Here is a 17,246-nt window from a genome sequence, read left to right as displayed (position 1 = left end):
GTAGACTTGATTGTTATCTCGGCACGATCCCGAGCCTGAAGGGAATGAGATGCCACTTTCGGAGCAGGAGCAACGCCTCCTCGAAGAGATGGAGCGCAGCCTCTATCACAATGATGCCGACTTCGTGGCGACAGTCGGGGCTCGCCGTGGCCGGCCGAACTATCGAGCCATCGCGCTTGGAGTCCTCATAGCCGTCGCCGGAATCGTCGCTCTCATCACCGGTGTCGCACTCCACCAGCTGGCGATCGGCATCGTGGGATTCGTCGTGATGTTCGTCGGCGTTCTCATCGCCATCACGCCCTCGAAGCGCTCCGTCGCCGAGGAGCCGAAGGGCCCGACGTCGTCGGCGAGCGGCGCCGCCGCACAGCGCGGGTTCATGGATCGCCTGAACGATCGCTGGGACCGCCGACAGGACGGTCAGGGCTAAGCCGCCCGGCAAGCACCACCTTCCTCCACCTGGGGCCGATCGCATGATCGGCCCTTTTTCGTGCCCTTCTCCCCTCCCTCCCCCTCCCCTCCCGCTCCCGCGAGACTGCGTGAATCGACGGTTAGAAGGCTCTTTTCGACGATTCACGCAGTCTCGCGGGAGCGGGAGAGGAACAGAGGGGGAGGGGAGAGGAAGAAGGAGGCATAGGTTGCTCCATTTTCCTCCACCGGCCAGATCCCAGTAAATACAGGAGAAATGGCGAGCTATCTTTGTCCATAATGGCGAATTTCGTTGAGTTGTGGTGGATTGTGGAGTAAAGTGGAGTGATACCTGGACCTTGGCCGGAAGAACGGGGGTGATGCCGTGTTCCTTGGTACGTACGAGCCGAAGCTCGACGAAAAAGGACGCATCATCCTTCCGGCGAAATTTCGGGACGAGTTCTCGACGGGTGTCGTGATGACCCGCGGTCAGGAGCACTGCATCTATGTGTTCAGCACGCGCGAGTTCGAGGACCTGCACGAGAAGATCCGCCAGGCCCCGGTCACGAGCAAGCAGGCTCGCGACTACCTGCGTGTCTTCCTCTCCGGCGCGAGTGCCGAGACCCCGGACAAGCAGCACCGCGTCACGATTCCAGCCAATCTGCGCGGCTATGCGGGGCTCGAGAGGGAACTCACCGTGATCGGTGCGGGCAGCCGCGTCGAGATCTGGGACACCGAGGCATGGGAAACCTACCTCGCCGAGCAAGAAGCGACATTCGCCAATACGAACGAGGAGGTGATTCCGGGATTGTTCTAGTTCCTGATCTCTGACTCCCAGCCGATCACTCCCTGGCGCACTTCCCCGGCGCCAGGTCGACCGGATGGGGATCAGGATTCGGGAGCACACCCGAGAAACCATGGCACTCAACGACATCCACACCCCCGTCATGCTCGAGCGTTGCGTCGAGCTGCTCTCTCCGGCCCTTCAGCGGCCCGGCGCCGTCCTCGTTGACGCGACCCTCGGGATGGCCGGTCATGCCGAGGCCTTCCTCCGTCGATTTCCCGAACTGCGTCTCATCGGCCTCGACCGCGACCTCGAGGCACTCGCGATCGCCCGGCAGCGCCTCGCGCCGTTCGGGGACCGCGTCCAGACGGTGCACACCGTCTACGACGGCATCCTCGACGCTCTCGACGGCTTGGGCATCCCCGAGGTCGACGGCGTTCTCTTCGACCTCGGCGTCTCCTCGCTCCAGCTCGACCGTGTGGAGAGAGGATTCTCGTACTCGAAGGATGCGCCGCTCGACATGCGCATGGACACGACATCCGAGCTGACGGCTCAAAGCGTGCTCGCCGAGTACTCGGAACTTGAGTTGCGTCGCATTTTTCACCAATACGGTGAAGAGAAGCTGGCCGCTCGCTATGCCCGCGCCATCGTGCGTGCCCGCGAGAGGGAGCCGTTCGTGCGCTCGAGCCAGCTCGTCGCGGTGATCTCGGATGCCACCCCCGTCGCCGCGCAGCGCGCGGGTCATCCGGCCAAGCGGGTCTTCCAGGCCCTTCGCATCGAGGTCAACCAGGAGCTCGCCGTGCTCGAGCGCGCGATTCCCGCCGCGCTCGGCGTTGTCGCCGTTGGAGGACGGATCGTCGTGCTCGCCTACCAGTCGCTCGAGGACCGCATCGTCAAGCGGGCCATCGCCGCGGCATCCAGCTCGACCGCCCCGACGGGGCTGCCCGTCGAACTGCCAGAGCATCGCCCCGAGTTCGTCCTGCTCGTCAGAGGCGCGGAGCTCGCGAGCGAAGCGGAGAAGACCGACAACCCGCGCGCGACTCCCGTTCGACTGCGCGCGGCGGAACGCCTGAGGAGGGCAGCATGAGCGACAACCTCGCGCGGATACAGCTGCCGAACTGGCTGGACGGCACCGAGCCGAACCCTGCAGACGAGCACCGTCGGCGGATCGAGATCGTCGCGTCGCGGGAGCAGCGGCGTGCGCGACCCCGACTCGCCTATGCGCTCGTCGCCGTCGCCGGGATCGTGGTCATCGTCGTCGCCCAGCTGCTCATCAGCGTCGGCCTCTCTCAGGGCGCATACGAGATATCGTCGCTCCAAGGCGCCCAGAAGGAACTCGCCCGAACCGCGCAGACTGTGTCTGAGGACCTCGACCGGGTGAGGTCGCCACAGTACCTCGCCGCGAACGCCGAGGCGCTCGGCATGGTCACGAACGCGAGTCCCGTGATGCTGCGGCTCTCGGACGGCGCAGTCACCGGTCTTCCGGCAGGCGGCGCGGAAGGAGCCCCAGGGGCATCCGCCCTCGTACCGAACTCGCTGCTCACCGGCGTCCCGCTCGTGACGCAGCTTCTCCAGGCGGGAGGGCAGGGTGCCTCTGCTCCCGTGCCTGCTCCGACCAGCGTTGGAGCGGCGGGATCGGGCACGCCGGACGTACCTCCTGCCACTCCTGCCGCGTCCCAGTTACCGTTGCAGAACGGTCTTCCCTCCCCGACGACGCACTAGAAGACGCGGCGACGAGTCGCGAGAATGAGGAATGTGGAGTGGCGCTCAACACTCGATCGAGCAGACGTCGGATAGCCGTCTCGGCACTCGCGCTCCTGGTGATCGTGGCCGTCTTCGTCGTGCGGCTCGTCGACATCCAGGTGGTGCGCGCAACAGAGCTCAACGACGAGTCGCGCGACAAGCGCTCGGTTCCCACCGCGATCGACGGAGTCCGCGGCGACATCGTCGACGCCAACGGGGTCGTGCTCGCCGGAACCGTCATGCGCTACGACATCACGATCTCGCCCAAGAACGCCAAGGACTTCGAGCGGGACACGGATGCCGGTCAGGTCACCGTCACCGTGGCCAAGGCCGCCGCGGAACTGGGCGCCGTGCTCGGCATGAGCGGTGACAGCATCCTCGAGATCATCCGGCAGTCGCTCACAGACGATCCGAAGTCCGACTTCGCCTATGTGGCGAAGATGGTCGACACCAACGCCTTCAGGGCGGTCGAGGCGCTGAAGATCCCCTGGGAGGTGCCGTACCGGCACATGGCGAGGACCTATCCGAACGGCGCGGTCGGTGGCAACCTCGTCGGCTTCGTCGGTTCGGAGGGTGAGCCGCAAGCGGGTCTAGAACTCGGCCAGGATCAGTGCCTCGCCGGCCAGGATGGCGAGGAGGTCTACGAGAGGGGAGCCGACGGCGTGCGGATTCCGGACAGCACGGTGACGACGAAGGCGGCCAAGGAAGGCGGCAGGCTCATGCTCACGATCGACTCCGACCTGCAGTGGTTCGTGCAGCAGGCGCTCGCCGAACAGGCCCAGGCTGCTGGAGCCTCGTGGGGGACGGTCGTCGTGCAAGAGGTCAAGACCGGCAAACTCCTCGCGGTCGCCGACTATCCATCGGTCGACCCGAACAACGTGAACGGAACCGAAGAGCGCGATCGCGGCTCCCGTGCATTCACGGCGTCGTACGAGCCGGGGTCAACGTTCAAGGCACTCACCGCGGCATCTGTGATCGATGCGGGTCAGGCCGACCCGCTCAGCCAGGTCGTCGCACCATATCGCATCATCTTTCCGAACGGTGCGAACGTGAACGACTCCGCGGGACACGGGGATCTCAACCTCACCCTCGGAGGTGTGCTGATCGAGTCGTCGAACACGGGCATGTCGCAGTTCGGTGAACGGCTAGGCGATCATCAGCGTTACGACTACATGACCAAGTTCGGCCTCGGTACCGCGACCGAGGTCGGCTTCCCCTCAGAGGATGGCGGGATCCTGCATCCGTGGGAGCAGTGGGACAATCAGACCAAGTACGCCACGATGTTCGGCCAGGGGCTCACGACGACGGCCGTGCAGTTGGCGAGTGTCTATCAGACGATCGCCAACGGCGGAGTGCGTCTGCCTGTTCAGCTGACGGAGGGCTGCAAGCAGGCCGATGGAACGATGACTCAGAAGCCGAAGACCGACGGGGTTCAGGTCGTGTCGCCGGCTGCAGCGCGGTCGACGGCCGACATGCTCGAGATGGTCTACCAGCGGGGCTGGCTCGCCGACGCCTGGAAAATCCCCGGATACCGGGTCGCCGCGAAGACAGGAACCGCGCAGATGCCGGATGGAAACGGCGGCTACTCCCATGGCTATCTCGTGTCCGTCGCGGGTTTCGCTCCCGCGGACGACCCGCAGTACGTCGTTTCGGTAAGCTTGGCTGACCCGGTGAATCAGAATTCTTCTGCGGCTTCGGCTCCGGTCTTCCAAGAGATCATGAGTCAGGTGCTCAAGAAGTACCGGGCAGTTCCATCCGGCGCTCCTGCGCCCGACCTGCCAGCCAGCTGGTGAGAAAGAGGGTCATGTGACCGGACCGGCTCCAACGGCCCTCCGACCGCAGCATCCCGCATCCCGCTCGTTGTCCGGCCTCGTCGACGCCTTCGGCCTCGACGCGCGCGGCGACATCGACGGCCTCGAGGTGACGGGCGTCAGTCTCAGCACGGCAACCGTACAACCCGGCGACCTCTATGTGGGGGTGCCGGGGCGCAACGCCCATGGCGCGAGCTTCGCCGAGGCTGCGCGCGAGGCTGGAGCCATCGCGATCCTCACGGACGAGGCCGGTGCGATCATCGCGGCGGGCTCCGGGCTGCCCGCGCTCGTCACGCCGGATGCGCGCGCGGCGCTCGGCGACGTGGCCGCCTGGATCTACCGTACCGACGAGAACCCGGCGACCCTTTTCGCGGTGACCGGTACCAACGGCAAGACCTCGGTCGTCTACCTGATCTATGCGATCCTCGGCCAGCTCGGCGTCGTCGCGGGGCTCACCTCGACGGCCGAGCGCCGCGTCGGTGGGGTCGCCGTCATGAGTTCCCTGACGACCCCGGAGGCGAGCGAGCTGCACGCCCTGCTCGCCCGGATGCGCGAGGCCGAGGTGCGCGCCGTCGGCGTTGAGGTGTCGGCACAGGCGCTCAGCAGGCATCGCGTCGACGGCCTCGTCTTCGACATCGCCGGCTTCACCAACCTGAGCCACGACCACCTCGACGACTATGCAAGCCTCGAAGACTATTTCCAGGCCAAGCTCGAGCTCTTTCAGCCCGATCGTTCGAAGCGAGGCGTCGTCACGGTCGACTCCGCGTGGGGCAAGCGCATCGCAGACAGCTCCCGCATTCCCGTGACGACCCTCGCGACGGGTTCGGAGGTCGATGCCGAATGGCGGGTGACCGTGATCGAGGAGACGGCCGAGCGCACGATCTTCGCCCTCGAGGGGCCGGATGGGCGCCGTCTCGAGACGAACGTTCCGCTGCTCGGCTGGTTCATGGCTGCGAACGCTGCCCTGGCGATCGTCATGCTCGTCGAGTCCGGCTTCGACCTCGACGCCATCGCTCACGCACTGGATCGGGACGGCGGGATCGATGTGTATATTCCGGGCCGCACCGAACGGATCTCTGGCGAGCGTGGACCAACCGTCTACATCGACTACGGCCATACGCCGGACGCCTTCCTCAACACCCTCGATGCGGTTCGCAAGACCACGAACGGTCGGGTCATCATGGTCTTCGGAGCCGACGGCGACCGCGACACGACGAAGAGGGCCGAGATGGGAGCGATCGCGGCACGCGGATCTGACGCCGTCGTGATCACCGACTTCCATCCGCGTTTCGAAGACCCCGCCACCATCCGCGCCGCACTGCTCGACGGTGCTCGTGCCGCCGTTCCCGACGGCGAGTTCTACGAGATCCCCGATCCGCGCGCGGCCTTCAGGGCTGCGCTTGCGCTGGCGAAAGAGGGGGATTCCGTGCTCTACGCCGGCCCCGGCCACGAGGACTACCAGGAGGTCGCTGGAGTGAAACTGCCCTACTCCGCGCGCGACGACGCCCGACTCGCCCTGCGGGAAGCGGGGTGGATGTAGATGATCGCTCTCTCTCTTTCGGAGATCGCCGTGGCCGTCGACGGCGAACTGCGTCTCGGCGGCTCCGTCGCGACGGGCGAGACTCTCGTCAGCGGCCTCGTCCACACCGATTCGCGCGATGTGGAGCCGGGTGACGTCTTCGTCGCGAAGCCGGGGGAGTTCACCGACGGCCACCTCTTCGCATCGAGCGCGGTCGAGAACGGTGCCGCACTGCTCATCGTCGAGCGCCCGCTCGATCTCTCGGCTCCGCAGATCGTGGTCGGCGACGCCGTTGGCGCGCTCGGCGCGCTCGCCGCCGAGGTCGTCGCACGAGTGCGGGCACACGGGCGGCTGAGGATCGTCGGCGTCACGGGGTCCAACGGCAAGACCACGACGAAGAACCTGTTGCGCACCGTGCTAGAGAGGGTCGGATCGACGATCGCGCCGAGGGCATCGTTCAACAACGAGGTCGGGGCACCGCTCACGATGCTCGAACTCACCGACGACACCGAGTTCCTGGTGTCGGAGATGGGTGCGAGCGGCGTCGGCGAGATCGCGCGGCTCATACGCATGGCGCGCCCGGACATCGGCGTCGTGCTCAAGGTCGGGCTCGCCCACGCGGGCGAATTCGGTGGCATCGACGCCACCGTCGAGGCGAAGGCCGAGATGGTCGTGGATCTGCTCGAGATGGATGTCGCCGTGCTCAACGCCGACGACCCACTGGTCGCGCCCATGGCGGACAGGACCCAGGCGCGTGTCGTCTGGTTCGGCATCGGGCCCTCCGCGGTGGTGCGGGCGAGCGACGTGCGGGTGACCGCACGAGGGACGAGCTTCGTGCTGCATCTCTCGTCGGGTGAGTCCCGACCCGTCATGTTCCGCGTGCTCGGGGAGCACCACGTCATGAACGCTCTGGCGACCGCTGCCGTCTCGGAGGTCCTGGGCGTTCCGATCGACGACATCGTCGCGGCGCTCGAATCGGTCGAACTCGCCGAACGGTGGCGCATGCAGGTCATGGGTGGAGCCAATGGAGTGACCGTCATCAACGACGCCTACAACGCGAGTCCGGATTCGATGACCGCCGCGCTCAAGACGCTCGCTCAGATCGCAGGGCCCGGTCGGCGAACCGTCGCAGTTCTCGGGGAGATGAGCGAACTCGGTGAACTCGCGGGCGAGGAGCACGATCGCATCGGGCTGCTGGCCGTTCGGCTCAATATCTCGCAGCTCGTCGTCGTCGGCCCCGCGGCACGGCGGATGCACATCAGCACGATCAACGAGGGCTCGTGGGACGGAGAGTCGCTCTACGTCGACACGCCGGACGAGGCGCTCGAACTGCTCGCTGAGAGCGTGAAACCGGGGGACACCGTGCTCGTGAAGTCATCGAACTCTGCCGGTCTGCGGTTCTTGGGCGATCGCCTGGGAGAATTGTTCTCGTGAGAGCCCTCCTGACCGCCGGTGCGCTGTCACTCGCATTCACCCTGTTCCTGACGCCGTTGTTCATCAAGCTCTTCCACAAGCTGCAGTGGGGCCAGTTCATCCGCGATGACGGTCCGAAGACGCATCACGCGAAGCGCGGGACGGCGACGATGGGCGGGATCGTGCTCATCGTCGGCGTGCTGTTCGGGTATTTCATCGGAACCATGACCGCGGACGAGCCGCCGACGGCGTCAGGTCTGCTCGTGCTCTTCATGATGGTGGGTCTCGGCCTCGTCGGCTTCGTCGACGACTTCCTCAAGACTCGCAAGCAGCGGAGCTTGGGTCTCGGCGGATGGGCGAAGATCGCCGGTCAGGTGATCGTCGCCGGGGTGTTCGCCGTGCTTGCCCTGCAGTTCCCCAACGAGGCCGGCGCGGTGCCGGCCTCGACGCATGTCTCGTTCGTGCGGGAGCTGCCGATCAACTTCATGGTGCTCGGCACCTACCTCGGCGTCGCGGTGTTCATCGTCTGGATCTGCTTCATCGTCACGGCCACATCCAATGGTGTGAACGTGACCGACGGCCTCGACGGCCTGGCCGCTGGGGCGTCGATCCTCTCGATCGGAGCCTTCGTCGTGATCGGCTTCTGGCAGTTCAACCAGTCATGCTTCAGCGCAGAACTCGACAAGGTCGACGCCTACAAGTGCTATGGCGTGCGGGATCCGCTCGACCTGGCGATCATCGCGGCCGCCATCGCGGGCGCGCTCATCGGCTTTCTCTGGTGGAACACCTCGCCGGCCCAGATCTTCATGGGCGACACCGGCTCGCTCGCCCTCGGCGGAGCCCTCGCAGCCCTCGCCATCCTGAGCCAGACCGAGCTTCTGCTCGTTCTCGTTGGTGGCCTCTTCGTCATCGAGACGGGCTCGGTCATCGTGCAACGCGCCTACTTCAAGGTGACGAGGGGCAAACGCATCTTCCTGATGAGTCCGGTCCATCATCACTTCGAGCTCAAGGGCTGGGAGGAGATCACCGTCGTCGTGCGGTTCTGGATCATCGGAGGGCTGCTCGTCGCCGCGGGAGTCGGAACCTTCTATCTCGAATGGCTGTCGAGCTAGTGTCCGATCCATCGGCAGGTCCGGGCGACGGCGGAACACGACTCGACGGGCTGACCAGCTGGCAGTCAGACTGGCGTGGCCTGCGCGTCGCCGTTCTCGGCCTCGGCGTCACTGGTTTCGCCGTCGCCGACACCTTGACGGAGCTCGGCTCAGAAGTGCTGGTCGTGGCTTCGCAGGCCCAGGACGAGCGGGCGAAGCTGGTCGAGGTGATCGGTGCTCGGCTCGTGCAGACCGACCTCACATCGGTGCCGCAGGATCTGATCGATTTCGATCCAGGGGTCGTCGTGGCCTCGCCGGGTTTTCATCCCGACCATCCCTTGTTGGTCTGGGCGGCAGAGCGGGGTGTTCCCGTCTGGGGCGACATCGAGCTCGCCTGGCGTTTGCGCGACAAGGTCGTGCGTCCCGACGGCACGCCTGCGAGCTGGATTCTCGTCACGGGCACGAACGGCAAGACCACGACCGTGCGACTGACCGCTACGCTCATCGCCGCGGCGGGGCATCGGGTCGCTCCGTGCGGCAACATTGGCATTCCGGTGCTCGACGCGATCCGCGACCCGCAGGGCTGGGACTTCCTCGTCGTCGAGCTCTCCAGCTATCAGCTGCACCATATTCGCCGCGACGGCATCGGATCCCTCTCGCCGCTCGCAAGCGTGTGCCTCAATCTCGCAGACGACCACTTGGACTGGCACGGCACGCCGGAGGCCTACCGCGAGGCCAAGGCCACCGTCTATGCCAACACGGCGATCGCCTGCGTGTACAACAAGGCGGATGCCGCCACCGAGGCGATGGTGCGCGACGCCGAGGTCTCCGAGGGTGCACGGGCCATCGGGTTCGGACTCGGTGTTCCCGGTCCGAGCGACTTCGGCATCGTGGACGGCATCCTGTGCGACCGCGCATTCCTCGACGATCGGCATCGCAGCGCCATCGAGCTCACCACTCTCTCAGAACTCGCCAGGGCGGGCCTCGACGCACCGCACGTCGTGGCAAACATCCTCGCCGCGAGCGCGCTCGCGCGGGCGGTCGGCGTCGAGCCGGCCGTCATCCGCGACGCGCTCGGCGCATTCCGTCTCGACGCGCACCGGATCGAGACGGTGGCCGTGAGCGGAGGCATACGGTGGGTCGACGATTCAAAGGCGACGAATCCGCATGCTGCGATGGCGTCGCTGCGGGCATATCCTTCCGTCGTCTGGGTCGTCGGGGGACTGCTCAAGGGGGTGGACATCGACACCCTCGTGAGTGGGCAGGCGTCGCGCCTACGCGGCGCGGTGATCATCGGCGTCGACCGTTCCGCTTTGCGAGAGGCATTCCGGCGACACGCGCCAGAACTGCCCGTCTCGGAGGTCGACACGGATGACACTGGTCAGGTGATGCCGAACGCGGTCAGACTGGCCGCCGAGATCGCGCAGACGGGGGACACCGTGCTCCTCGCACCGGCAGCGGCCTCGATGGACCAGTTCTCCGACTACGGGGAGCGTGGTGCGCTGTTCGCGCAGGCCGTTCGCGAGTTTCTAGGAGGTGAGGCGGGTGAGCAGTCCGCCTCGGGTGATTCGCCAGCCTAGGCCGCAGAGCGCGCAGCGTTCTGGGGACCGGCCGCAGTCCGCGCAGGCCGACGAGGACTCCCGCGGCTCATCCGCCCGCATCTCACTCGGCCGCGTCTTTCGTGCAGAGGGCTCCAACTACTTCCTGCTGCTCGGAACGGCACTGTTCCTCGTCGTCTTCGGACTCGTCATGGTGCTCTCGTCCTCCTCGGTCGATTCGCTCGTGGGTGACCAGGGCTCGTTCGGCGGGTTCCTCCGGCAGGGGATTTTCGCGATCGTCGGAATCCCACTCATGCTCATCGTGAGCCGCTTTCCGATCGCGTTCTGGAAACGGTTCGCCTTTCCCATGCTCGCGATCTCCTCGTTCCTGCAATTTCTCGTGGTCGTGACCCCGCTCGGCATCACCGTCGGCGGCAACACGAACTGGCTCGCCATCGGTCCCGTCCAATTCCAGCCGTCCGAGGGCATCAAAGTAGCTCTCGTCATCTGGTTGGGGCTCATCGTGAGTCGTAAGCAGGACGTTCTCGACGACTGGCGGCGCGGCTTCCTGCCGATCCTGTTGATCGGCGGAGCGGCGATCGGCCTCGTCCTGCTCGGCGGGGATCTCGGCACGGTCATGATCATGGCGGCGATCCTGATCGGCGCGATGTTCTTCGCCGGCATCCGGTTGCGGATGCTCGCGGTGCCGCTGGTCGGCGGTGCGGCCGTGTTCGGCGTCGTCGCGATCGCGAGCCCGAACCGTCTGCAGCGCATCACGGCGTTCCTCGGCGACACCTGCGACGACTACGTCAACTCCTGCTGGCAGACGCAGCACGGCAACTATGCCCTCGCCAACGGCGGGATCTTCGGCGTCGGCCTCGGAGGGTCGAAGGCGAAGTGGTCCTGGCTGCCCGCCGCGGACAACGATTTCATCTTCGCCATCATCGGAGAGGAGCTCGGCCTCATCGGCGCCATCGTGGTGCTCGCTCTCTTCGTCCTCCTCGCCTTCGCCTTCATCCGGATCATGCGAGCGAGCGACGACATGTTCGCGCGGGTCACGACGGCGGCGGTCATGGTCTGGGTGATCGGGCAGGCCTGTGTCAACATCGGTGTCGTGCTCGGAGTATTCCCTGTCCTCGGTGTTCCTCTTCCGCTCATATCGGCGGGTGGCACGGCTCTGCTCACGACCCTGCTCGCGATCGGTGTCGTGCTCTCTTTCGCTCGAACCGCCCAGGCCGAGCAGCGGTCGGACCCGTCCCTCGGCCGATCGGGTCGTCATCCCCGATGAGCACGTACCTTCTCGCCGGTGGCGGCACCGCCGGTCACGTCAACCCATTGCTCGCGGTCGCCGACAGGATCCGTCGCGACGATCCCGACGCCGTCGTGCTCGTGCTCGGCACAGCGGAGGGACTCGAAGCGCGGCTCGTTCCCGCACACGGCTATGAACTGCTCACGATCCCGCGTCTGCCGTTCCCACGCCGACCAGACCGGCGGGCTGTCACATTCCTGTCGCGGCTGCGTGCGACGATAGCGACCGTCGAGCGCATCGTCCGTGATCGCGGTGTTGAGGTCGTCGTCGGCTTCGGCGGGTATGTGTCGACACCCGCCTACCTGGCGGCCCGGCGGGCGGGGGTGCCGATCGTCATTCACGAGGCCAACGCCAAGCCCGGTCTGGCGAATAAGCTGGGCGCGCGCTACACCTCGTATGTCGGAGTCGCCTTCCATGGCACGCCGCTGCGCAACGCGCAGTTCGTCGGGATGCCGTTGCGTACCGAGATCGAGGGACTCGACCGCTCCGCGATCAGGCCGGAAGCACTCGAGACCCTGGGCTTGCGAGCCGACCGTCCGACGCTGCTCGTGACCGGCGGATCCCTCGGAGCGCGCCGCATCAACGAAACGATCGTCTCAGAGGCCGCGGCGCTCGTCGGCATCGGTTGGCAGGTGCTGCACATCGCGGGAGAGAGAGCCGACATCGACGATCCCGGAATCGAGGACTACCACCTGTTGTCCTACTGCGATCGGATGGACCTCGCTCTCGCCGCTGCCGACTTCGCCGTCTCGCGAGCCGGTTCCGCGACGGTGAGCGAACTCAGTGCTCTCGGCATCCCCGCCGTCTACATCCCATATCCTGTCGGCAACGGCGAGCAGCGGTTCAATGCCGCTGAGGTGGTCGGGGCCGGCGGGGGGGTTCTCGTCGACGATGCGGTGTTCCTTCCCGCGTGGGTGCGCGGGCGACTCGTGCCGCTGCTGTCCGATCGGGCCGGGATCGACGCAATGGCGGGGTCCGCCGCGTCCGTTGGAGTCATCGACGGTTCCGCGCGAATGGTGACGCTTATCGCGCGCGCTGTCGAGGGCAATCAGCGGAATCCGGGTCGCGACGCGTAACGTTGAGCCAGCGCATCGGAAGACAGTCGAAAGAAGAGCAAGCACCGTGACGATCAAACCCGACCTCAGCATCACCGTTCCCGACGAACTGGGTGCGGTGCATTTCGTCGGTATCGGCGGCTCGGGAATGAGCGGCATCGCCCGGCTCTTCCTGGGTGCGGGCCACACCGTGACCGGTTCCGACGTCCGAGACAGCGCGAACGTCCAGGCGCTGCGGGATCTCGGCGCCGAGGTGCACATCGGGCATGATGCGGCGAACATCGGCGACACCGACACACTCATCGTGACCGGCGCGCTCTGGCAGGACAATCCCGAATATGTCCTCGCCTTGGAGAAGGGTCTTCTGGTTTTGCACCGCGCGCAAGCCCTGGCATGGCTCATCCGGCACCAACGTCTGATCTCGGTCGCGGGCGCCCATGGCAAGACCACCTCGACCGGCATGATCGTGACGGGCCTGCTCGGGCTCGGTGAGGACCCCAGCTTCGTGAACGGTGGTGTCATCGACACGCTCGGAGTCAGTTCGGCGCGCGGCGGCGGCGAGCTCTTCGTCGTCGAGGCGGATGAATCCGACGGCTCCTTCCTGCTCTACGACACCGCGGTAGCGCTCATCACCAACGTCGACCCGGACCACCTCGATCACTACGGCTCGCTCGGAGCCTTCGAGCGCGCGTTCCTCGAGTTCGCCATGAATGCGAGCGAGTTCGTGGTCGTCTCGTCCGATGACGCCGGCGCCGTGCGCATCTCGGATCATCTCGACGGCAAGCGCGTGATCACCTTCGGTGAAGACGCCGCGGCGGATGTGCGCCTGCACTCGGTGGTGACCGACGGCCCGGTCTCGTTCAGGCTCGTCTGGGATGGCCGCGATTATCCCGCGACGCTCACGGTGCCCGGCCGGCACAATGCCGTCAACGCAGCCGGCGCCTTCGCCGTCCTGGTCGGTCTCGGCCTCGACCCAGCCGATTCGCTTGCGGCGATCGCCGAGTTCGGCGGAACGGAACGCCGCTTCCAACTGCACGGCATCGTCGGCGGCGTGAGTGTCTACGACGACTACGCCCATCACCCGACCGAGGTCGCCGCGGCGCTCTCGGCAGCACGCACCGTCGTCGGACGGGGCAGGATCATCGCCGTCCACCAGCCGCATCTGTACAGCCGGACCCGCCTGTTCGCGAAGGAGTTCGCCGAGGTTCTCGAGAAGTACGCCGATCAGACCGTCGTGCTCGACGTCTATGGCGCGCGAGAGGACCCTGAGCCCGGGGTGACCGGGGCCATCGTCTCTGAGCTGTTCTCCGATCCTGCACGTGTCTTCTTCGTGCCCGATTGGCAGCAGGCCGCCGACTACACGGCCTCGATCGCCCGAGACGGCGATTTCGTGATCACCCTCGGCTGCGGCGACGTGTATCGGATCGTGCCGCAGCTGCTGGACTCGTTGAAGCGGGCGCGCGGATGACGCATCACGAGGCATGAAGCGACCTCGAGGCTTCGAGCGGCCGACGCCTCCGATACAGCCGCAGGACCCGGCCGCGTCTGGCGCTGGGCGATCGAGCCAGCAGGTGCCGCGAGCGCGCCGCGAGCGCGCGGGGAAGAAAGGGCAGGAGGTTGACACCGAGACCCTCTCGATCATCCATCCATCCGAGGTCGCGGACACCGCGCGCATCACACCTCTCACAGCACGCATCGAGGATGGTTCCGGCGACGGGCTTCCGAGCGGCTACTCCTCCGACGATCCGTCGCGTCCACTGTCCGCTCGGGCCCAGTGGCGGGCTGCGAAGAGAGCGCGGCGCAGCTATGAGCGCGCCGAGGTGCGGCGCTTCACCCGGCACTCCCGGCGGCGGCGTCTGAACTGGATCATCGCGGTCGCCGCGGTCGCCGCGCTCATGCTCTTCGTGGTGGTCGGCGCGTTCTCGCCGCTCATGGCCCTGCGCACCATCCAGGTCGAGGGCGCTGCCCGGGTGAATCCGGCTGACGTGGTCGCCGTCCTCGACGATCAGCTAGGAACGCCGCTGCCGCTCGTGGATTTCGGTCGAGTCCGTTCCGATCTGTCGCGGTTCATCCTGATCCGCAGCTACTCCACCGAGAGCCGTCCACCGGGAACGCTCGTCGTGCGCATCGTCGAGCGTGATCCGGTGGGCGTGATCCGGGCTCAGACGGGATTCGACCTCGTCGACCCAGCCGGAGTGGTCGTCCAGACGACCCAGGAGCGTCCCGAGGGATATCCGATGCTCGAGGTGCAGGGTGCGGCGGGGCTCGCTGCCGCCGGCGCCGTCGTGCAGGCGCTGCCCGCCGACATCCGCACGCAACTCGACACGGTGCGCGCCGCGACGAAGGACGATGTGAGCTTCGTGCTCGCCGGGGGAGCCAACGTGGTGTGGGGAAGCGCCGAGCAGTCCGCCATGAAGGCGATCGTCCTGAGCAAGCTCATGGCCGTCGCGCCGTCGAGCGAGGTCTCGGCCTATGACGTCTCTTCGCCGAACAGTCCCGTCTACCGTTGAGCAAGCTCCCCGTGCGCTGAGACTTTCCGACACGCGGGCGCGCCTCCGACCCGATTCCCGGCGTGCGCCTACTTTCGAATCAGGAATTGCATACTCAGCATAACTTTAAGCTTTGACTAGAACTTTAGAGTTTCCACCGGAGGCCGGACGTGTCATCAAACCAGAACTATCTCGCCGTCATCAAGGTCGTCGGAATCGGCGGCGGTGGCGTGAATGCCGTCAATCGCATGATCGAGCTCGGGCTCCGCGGGGTCGAGTTCATCGCCATCAACACAGATGCTCAGGCGCTGCTGATGAGCGACGCCGATGTGAAGCTCGATGTCGGACGTGACCTCACGCGTGGGCTCGGCGCAGGAGCCGACCCCGAGGTCGGTCGTCGTGCGGCCGAGGATCATGCAGAAGAGATCGAGGAGGCCCTCGCGGGGGCCGACATGGTCTTCGTCACCGCGGGAGAAGGCGGTGGCACCGGAACGGGAGGCGCCCCCGTCGTCGCCCGCATCGCGAAGTCGATCGGCGCGCTCACCATCGGAGTCGTCACCAAGCCGTTCAGCTTTGAGGGCAAGCGCCGCCAGGCCCAGGCCGAGACCGGCGTCTCGACCCTGAAGAACGAGGTCGACACTCTCATCGTGGTCCCGAACGATCGCCTGCTCGAGATCAGCGACCGGGGCATCAGTATGCTCGAGGCGTTCTCGACGGCCGACCAGGTGCTCCTCGCCGGCGTGCAGGGCATCACCGACCTCATCACGACCCCTGGTCTCATCAACCTCGACTTCGCCGACGTCAAGTCGGTCATGCAGGGTGCCGGTTCGGCACTCATGGGCATCGGCTCCTCGCGGGGCGCCGATCGTGCGATCAAGGCGGCGGAGCTCGCTGTCGCTAGCCCGCTGCTCGAGGCGTCGATCGATGGCGCGCACGGTGTTCTGCTCTCCATCCAGGGTGGATCGAACCTCGGCATCTTCGAGATCAACGATGCCGCCCGTCTCGTTCAGGAGGCCGTGCACCCGGAGGCGAACATCATCTTCGGTGCGGTCATCGACGACACGCTCGGCGACGAGGTGCGCGTCACCGTCATCGCGGCCGGCTTTGACGGCGGTGAGCCGCAGACCAAGCAGAGTGACGCGCGTCGCTCGAGCTTCGTCACCGCCGGCGTCGGCGCGGCGGTTGGGGCCGGTGTCGGCGCAGCTTCGGTCGGAATCGGCGAGAGCGTCGAGGAGGTCTCCGAGTTCGACATCGAAGAACTTGTCGACTCGTCGGCCTGGTCTTCAGCGGACCAGGCCGCCGCGGACTCCGCCGTCGTCGATCCGGCCTTCGCCGACGACAGCGATGACCTCGACATCCCCGACTTCCTCAAATAGTCGGGCCGTGTGTCATCCGATCAGGCTATGAGCGAAGCGGGACTCGCTGAACGTCTGGCGTCCGTGCGGGCCGGTATCGCCGACGCCGCCGCCGCGGCCAGCCGTTCCCCCGACGACGTGACGACCATCGTCGTCACCAAGTTCCACCCCGCGTCGCTCATCGCCGACCTTGTCGGGCTCGGCGTGCACGATGTCGGAGAGAACCGTCACCAAGAGGCTCAAGCCAAGGCGGCCGAACTCGCCGCGCTGCCGCTGACCTGGCATTTCGTCGGCCAGCTCCAGAGCAAGAAGGCCAGGCAGGTGCGTGCCTATGCCGACGTCATCCACTCGATCGATCGCTCGTCGCTCGTGAGCGCGCTGGCATCCGAGGAACAGGCGGTCGACTGTTTCGTGCAGCTCAACCTCACTGACGATCCCGGCCGTGGTGGCGTCGGTCCTGCGGGGCTCTCGGCCCTCGTCGACGAGGTGCTCACGGCACCGGGGCTTCGGTTGCTCGGACTCATGGCGGTCGCACCCCTCGACGAGGAGCCGCGCCGGGCGTTCGCACGCGTGCGGGAGCTCTCCGAGTCGATCCGCAGTCAGGCACCGGATGCCGTCGCCCTGTCGATGGGGATGTCGCAGGACTATCGTGACGCGATCCTCGAAGGGGCGACACACCTGAGAATTGGCACGGCCATTACCGGGAATCGGCCGAAGCCCCATTAATCTCGAAG

At 66.4% G+C, this 17,246-nt stretch carries 15 protein-coding genes; all 15 read left to right on the top strand.

All coding sequences use genetic code 11. The annotated features are described in order from the left end of the window. The first annotated feature begins 49 nt into the window (after positions 1–49). A complete protein-coding gene (locus tag ACFQB0_RS07005) occupies positions 50–427 on the top strand; it encodes a DUF3040 domain-containing protein (RefSeq protein ID WP_386729246.1) in 378 nt (125 codons plus the stop codon). A gap of 363 nt (positions 428–790) precedes the next feature. Beyond that, positions 791–1,222, top strand: coding sequence for a division/cell wall cluster transcriptional repressor MraZ (gene mraZ / locus ACFQB0_RS07000; RefSeq protein ID WP_386729243.1), 432 nt, complete (start codon positions 791–793; stop codon positions 1,220–1,222). A 100-nt stretch (positions 1,223–1,322) separates the two neighbouring features. After that, positions 1,323–2,276, top strand: coding sequence for a 16S rRNA (cytosine(1402)-N(4))-methyltransferase RsmH (gene rsmH / locus ACFQB0_RS06995; protein WP_386729242.1), 954 nt, complete (start codon positions 1,323–1,325; stop codon positions 2,274–2,276). Continuing rightward, positions 2,273–2,911 (top strand): hypothetical protein, encoded by a 639-nt coding sequence (locus tag ACFQB0_RS06990; protein ID WP_386729239.1) that lies wholly within the window; start codon positions 2,273–2,275, stop codon positions 2,909–2,911. Before rsmH ends, ACFQB0_RS06990 begins: the two co-directional genes overlap by 4 nt. 38 nt (positions 2,912–2,949) lie before the next feature. Next, the gene (locus ACFQB0_RS06985; RefSeq protein WP_386729236.1) at positions 2,950–4,725 is read left to right on the top strand and encodes a peptidoglycan D,D-transpeptidase FtsI family protein; all 1,776 of its coding nucleotides are present in this window, start codon (positions 2,950–2,952) and stop codon (positions 4,723–4,725) included. Between the two features lie 13 nt (positions 4,726–4,738). After that, positions 4,739–6,283: a Mur ligase family protein gene (locus ACFQB0_RS06980; protein ID WP_386729233.1), complete on the top strand. Its 1,545-nt coding sequence runs from the start codon at positions 4,739–4,741 to the stop codon at positions 6,281–6,283. Beyond that, positions 6,284–7,696: a UDP-N-acetylmuramoyl-tripeptide--D-alanyl-D-alanine ligase gene (locus tag ACFQB0_RS06975; protein ID WP_386729232.1), complete on the top strand. Its 1,413-nt coding sequence runs from the start codon at positions 6,284–6,286 to the stop codon at positions 7,694–7,696. Beyond that, on the top strand, positions 7,693–8,787 hold the full coding sequence (gene mraY, locus ACFQB0_RS06970; protein ID WP_386729229.1) for a phospho-N-acetylmuramoyl-pentapeptide-transferase: 1,095 nt from the start codon (positions 7,693–7,695) through the stop codon (positions 8,785–8,787). The genes ACFQB0_RS06975 and mraY overlap by 4 nt, the downstream gene beginning before the upstream one ends. Beyond that, positions 8,772–10,346: a UDP-N-acetylmuramoyl-L-alanine--D-glutamate ligase gene (murD, locus tag ACFQB0_RS06965; RefSeq protein WP_386729226.1), complete on the top strand. Its 1,575-nt coding sequence runs from the start codon at positions 8,772–8,774 to the stop codon at positions 10,344–10,346. The genes mraY and murD overlap by 16 nt, the downstream gene beginning before the upstream one ends. Continuing rightward, positions 10,312–11,592: a putative lipid II flippase FtsW gene (gene ftsW, locus ACFQB0_RS06960; RefSeq protein WP_386729223.1), complete on the top strand. Its 1,281-nt coding sequence runs from the start codon at positions 10,312–10,314 to the stop codon at positions 11,590–11,592. The genes murD and ftsW overlap by 35 nt, the downstream gene beginning before the upstream one ends. Beyond that, a complete protein-coding gene (locus ACFQB0_RS06955; protein ID WP_386729221.1) occupies positions 11,589–12,689 on the top strand; it encodes a UDP-N-acetylglucosamine--N-acetylmuramyl-(pentapeptide) pyrophosphoryl-undecaprenol N-acetylglucosamine transferase in 1,101 nt (366 codons plus the stop codon). Before ftsW ends, ACFQB0_RS06955 begins: the two co-directional genes overlap by 4 nt. A 46-nt stretch (positions 12,690–12,735) precedes the next feature. Beyond that, positions 12,736–14,136 (top strand): UDP-N-acetylmuramate--L-alanine ligase, encoded by a 1,401-nt coding sequence (gene murC, locus ACFQB0_RS06950; protein ID WP_386729219.1) that lies wholly within the window; start codon positions 12,736–12,738, stop codon positions 14,134–14,136. 103 nt (positions 14,137–14,239) lie between these two features. Then, positions 14,240–15,178, top strand: coding sequence for an FtsQ-type POTRA domain-containing protein (locus tag ACFQB0_RS06945; RefSeq protein ID WP_386729216.1), 939 nt, complete (start codon positions 14,240–14,242; stop codon positions 15,176–15,178). 149 nt (positions 15,179–15,327) lie between these two features. After that, positions 15,328–16,533 (top strand): cell division protein FtsZ, encoded by a 1,206-nt coding sequence (gene ftsZ, locus ACFQB0_RS06940; RefSeq protein ID WP_386729213.1) that lies wholly within the window; start codon positions 15,328–15,330, stop codon positions 16,531–16,533. A 27-nt stretch (positions 16,534–16,560) separates the two neighbouring features. Further along, positions 16,561–17,238, top strand: coding sequence for a YggS family pyridoxal phosphate-dependent enzyme (locus tag ACFQB0_RS06935; RefSeq protein ID WP_386729210.1), 678 nt, complete (start codon positions 16,561–16,563; stop codon positions 17,236–17,238). Positions 17,239–17,246: the final 8 nt, after the last annotated feature.

Source organism: Luethyella okanaganae (assembly GCF_042660285.1).
Taxonomy (GTDB): Bacteria; Actinomycetota; Actinomycetes; order Actinomycetales; family Microbacteriaceae; genus Luethyella; species Luethyella okanaganae.
Note: the sequence above shows the minus strand (reverse complement) of the source record. Positions and strands in the feature narration are given on the sequence as shown.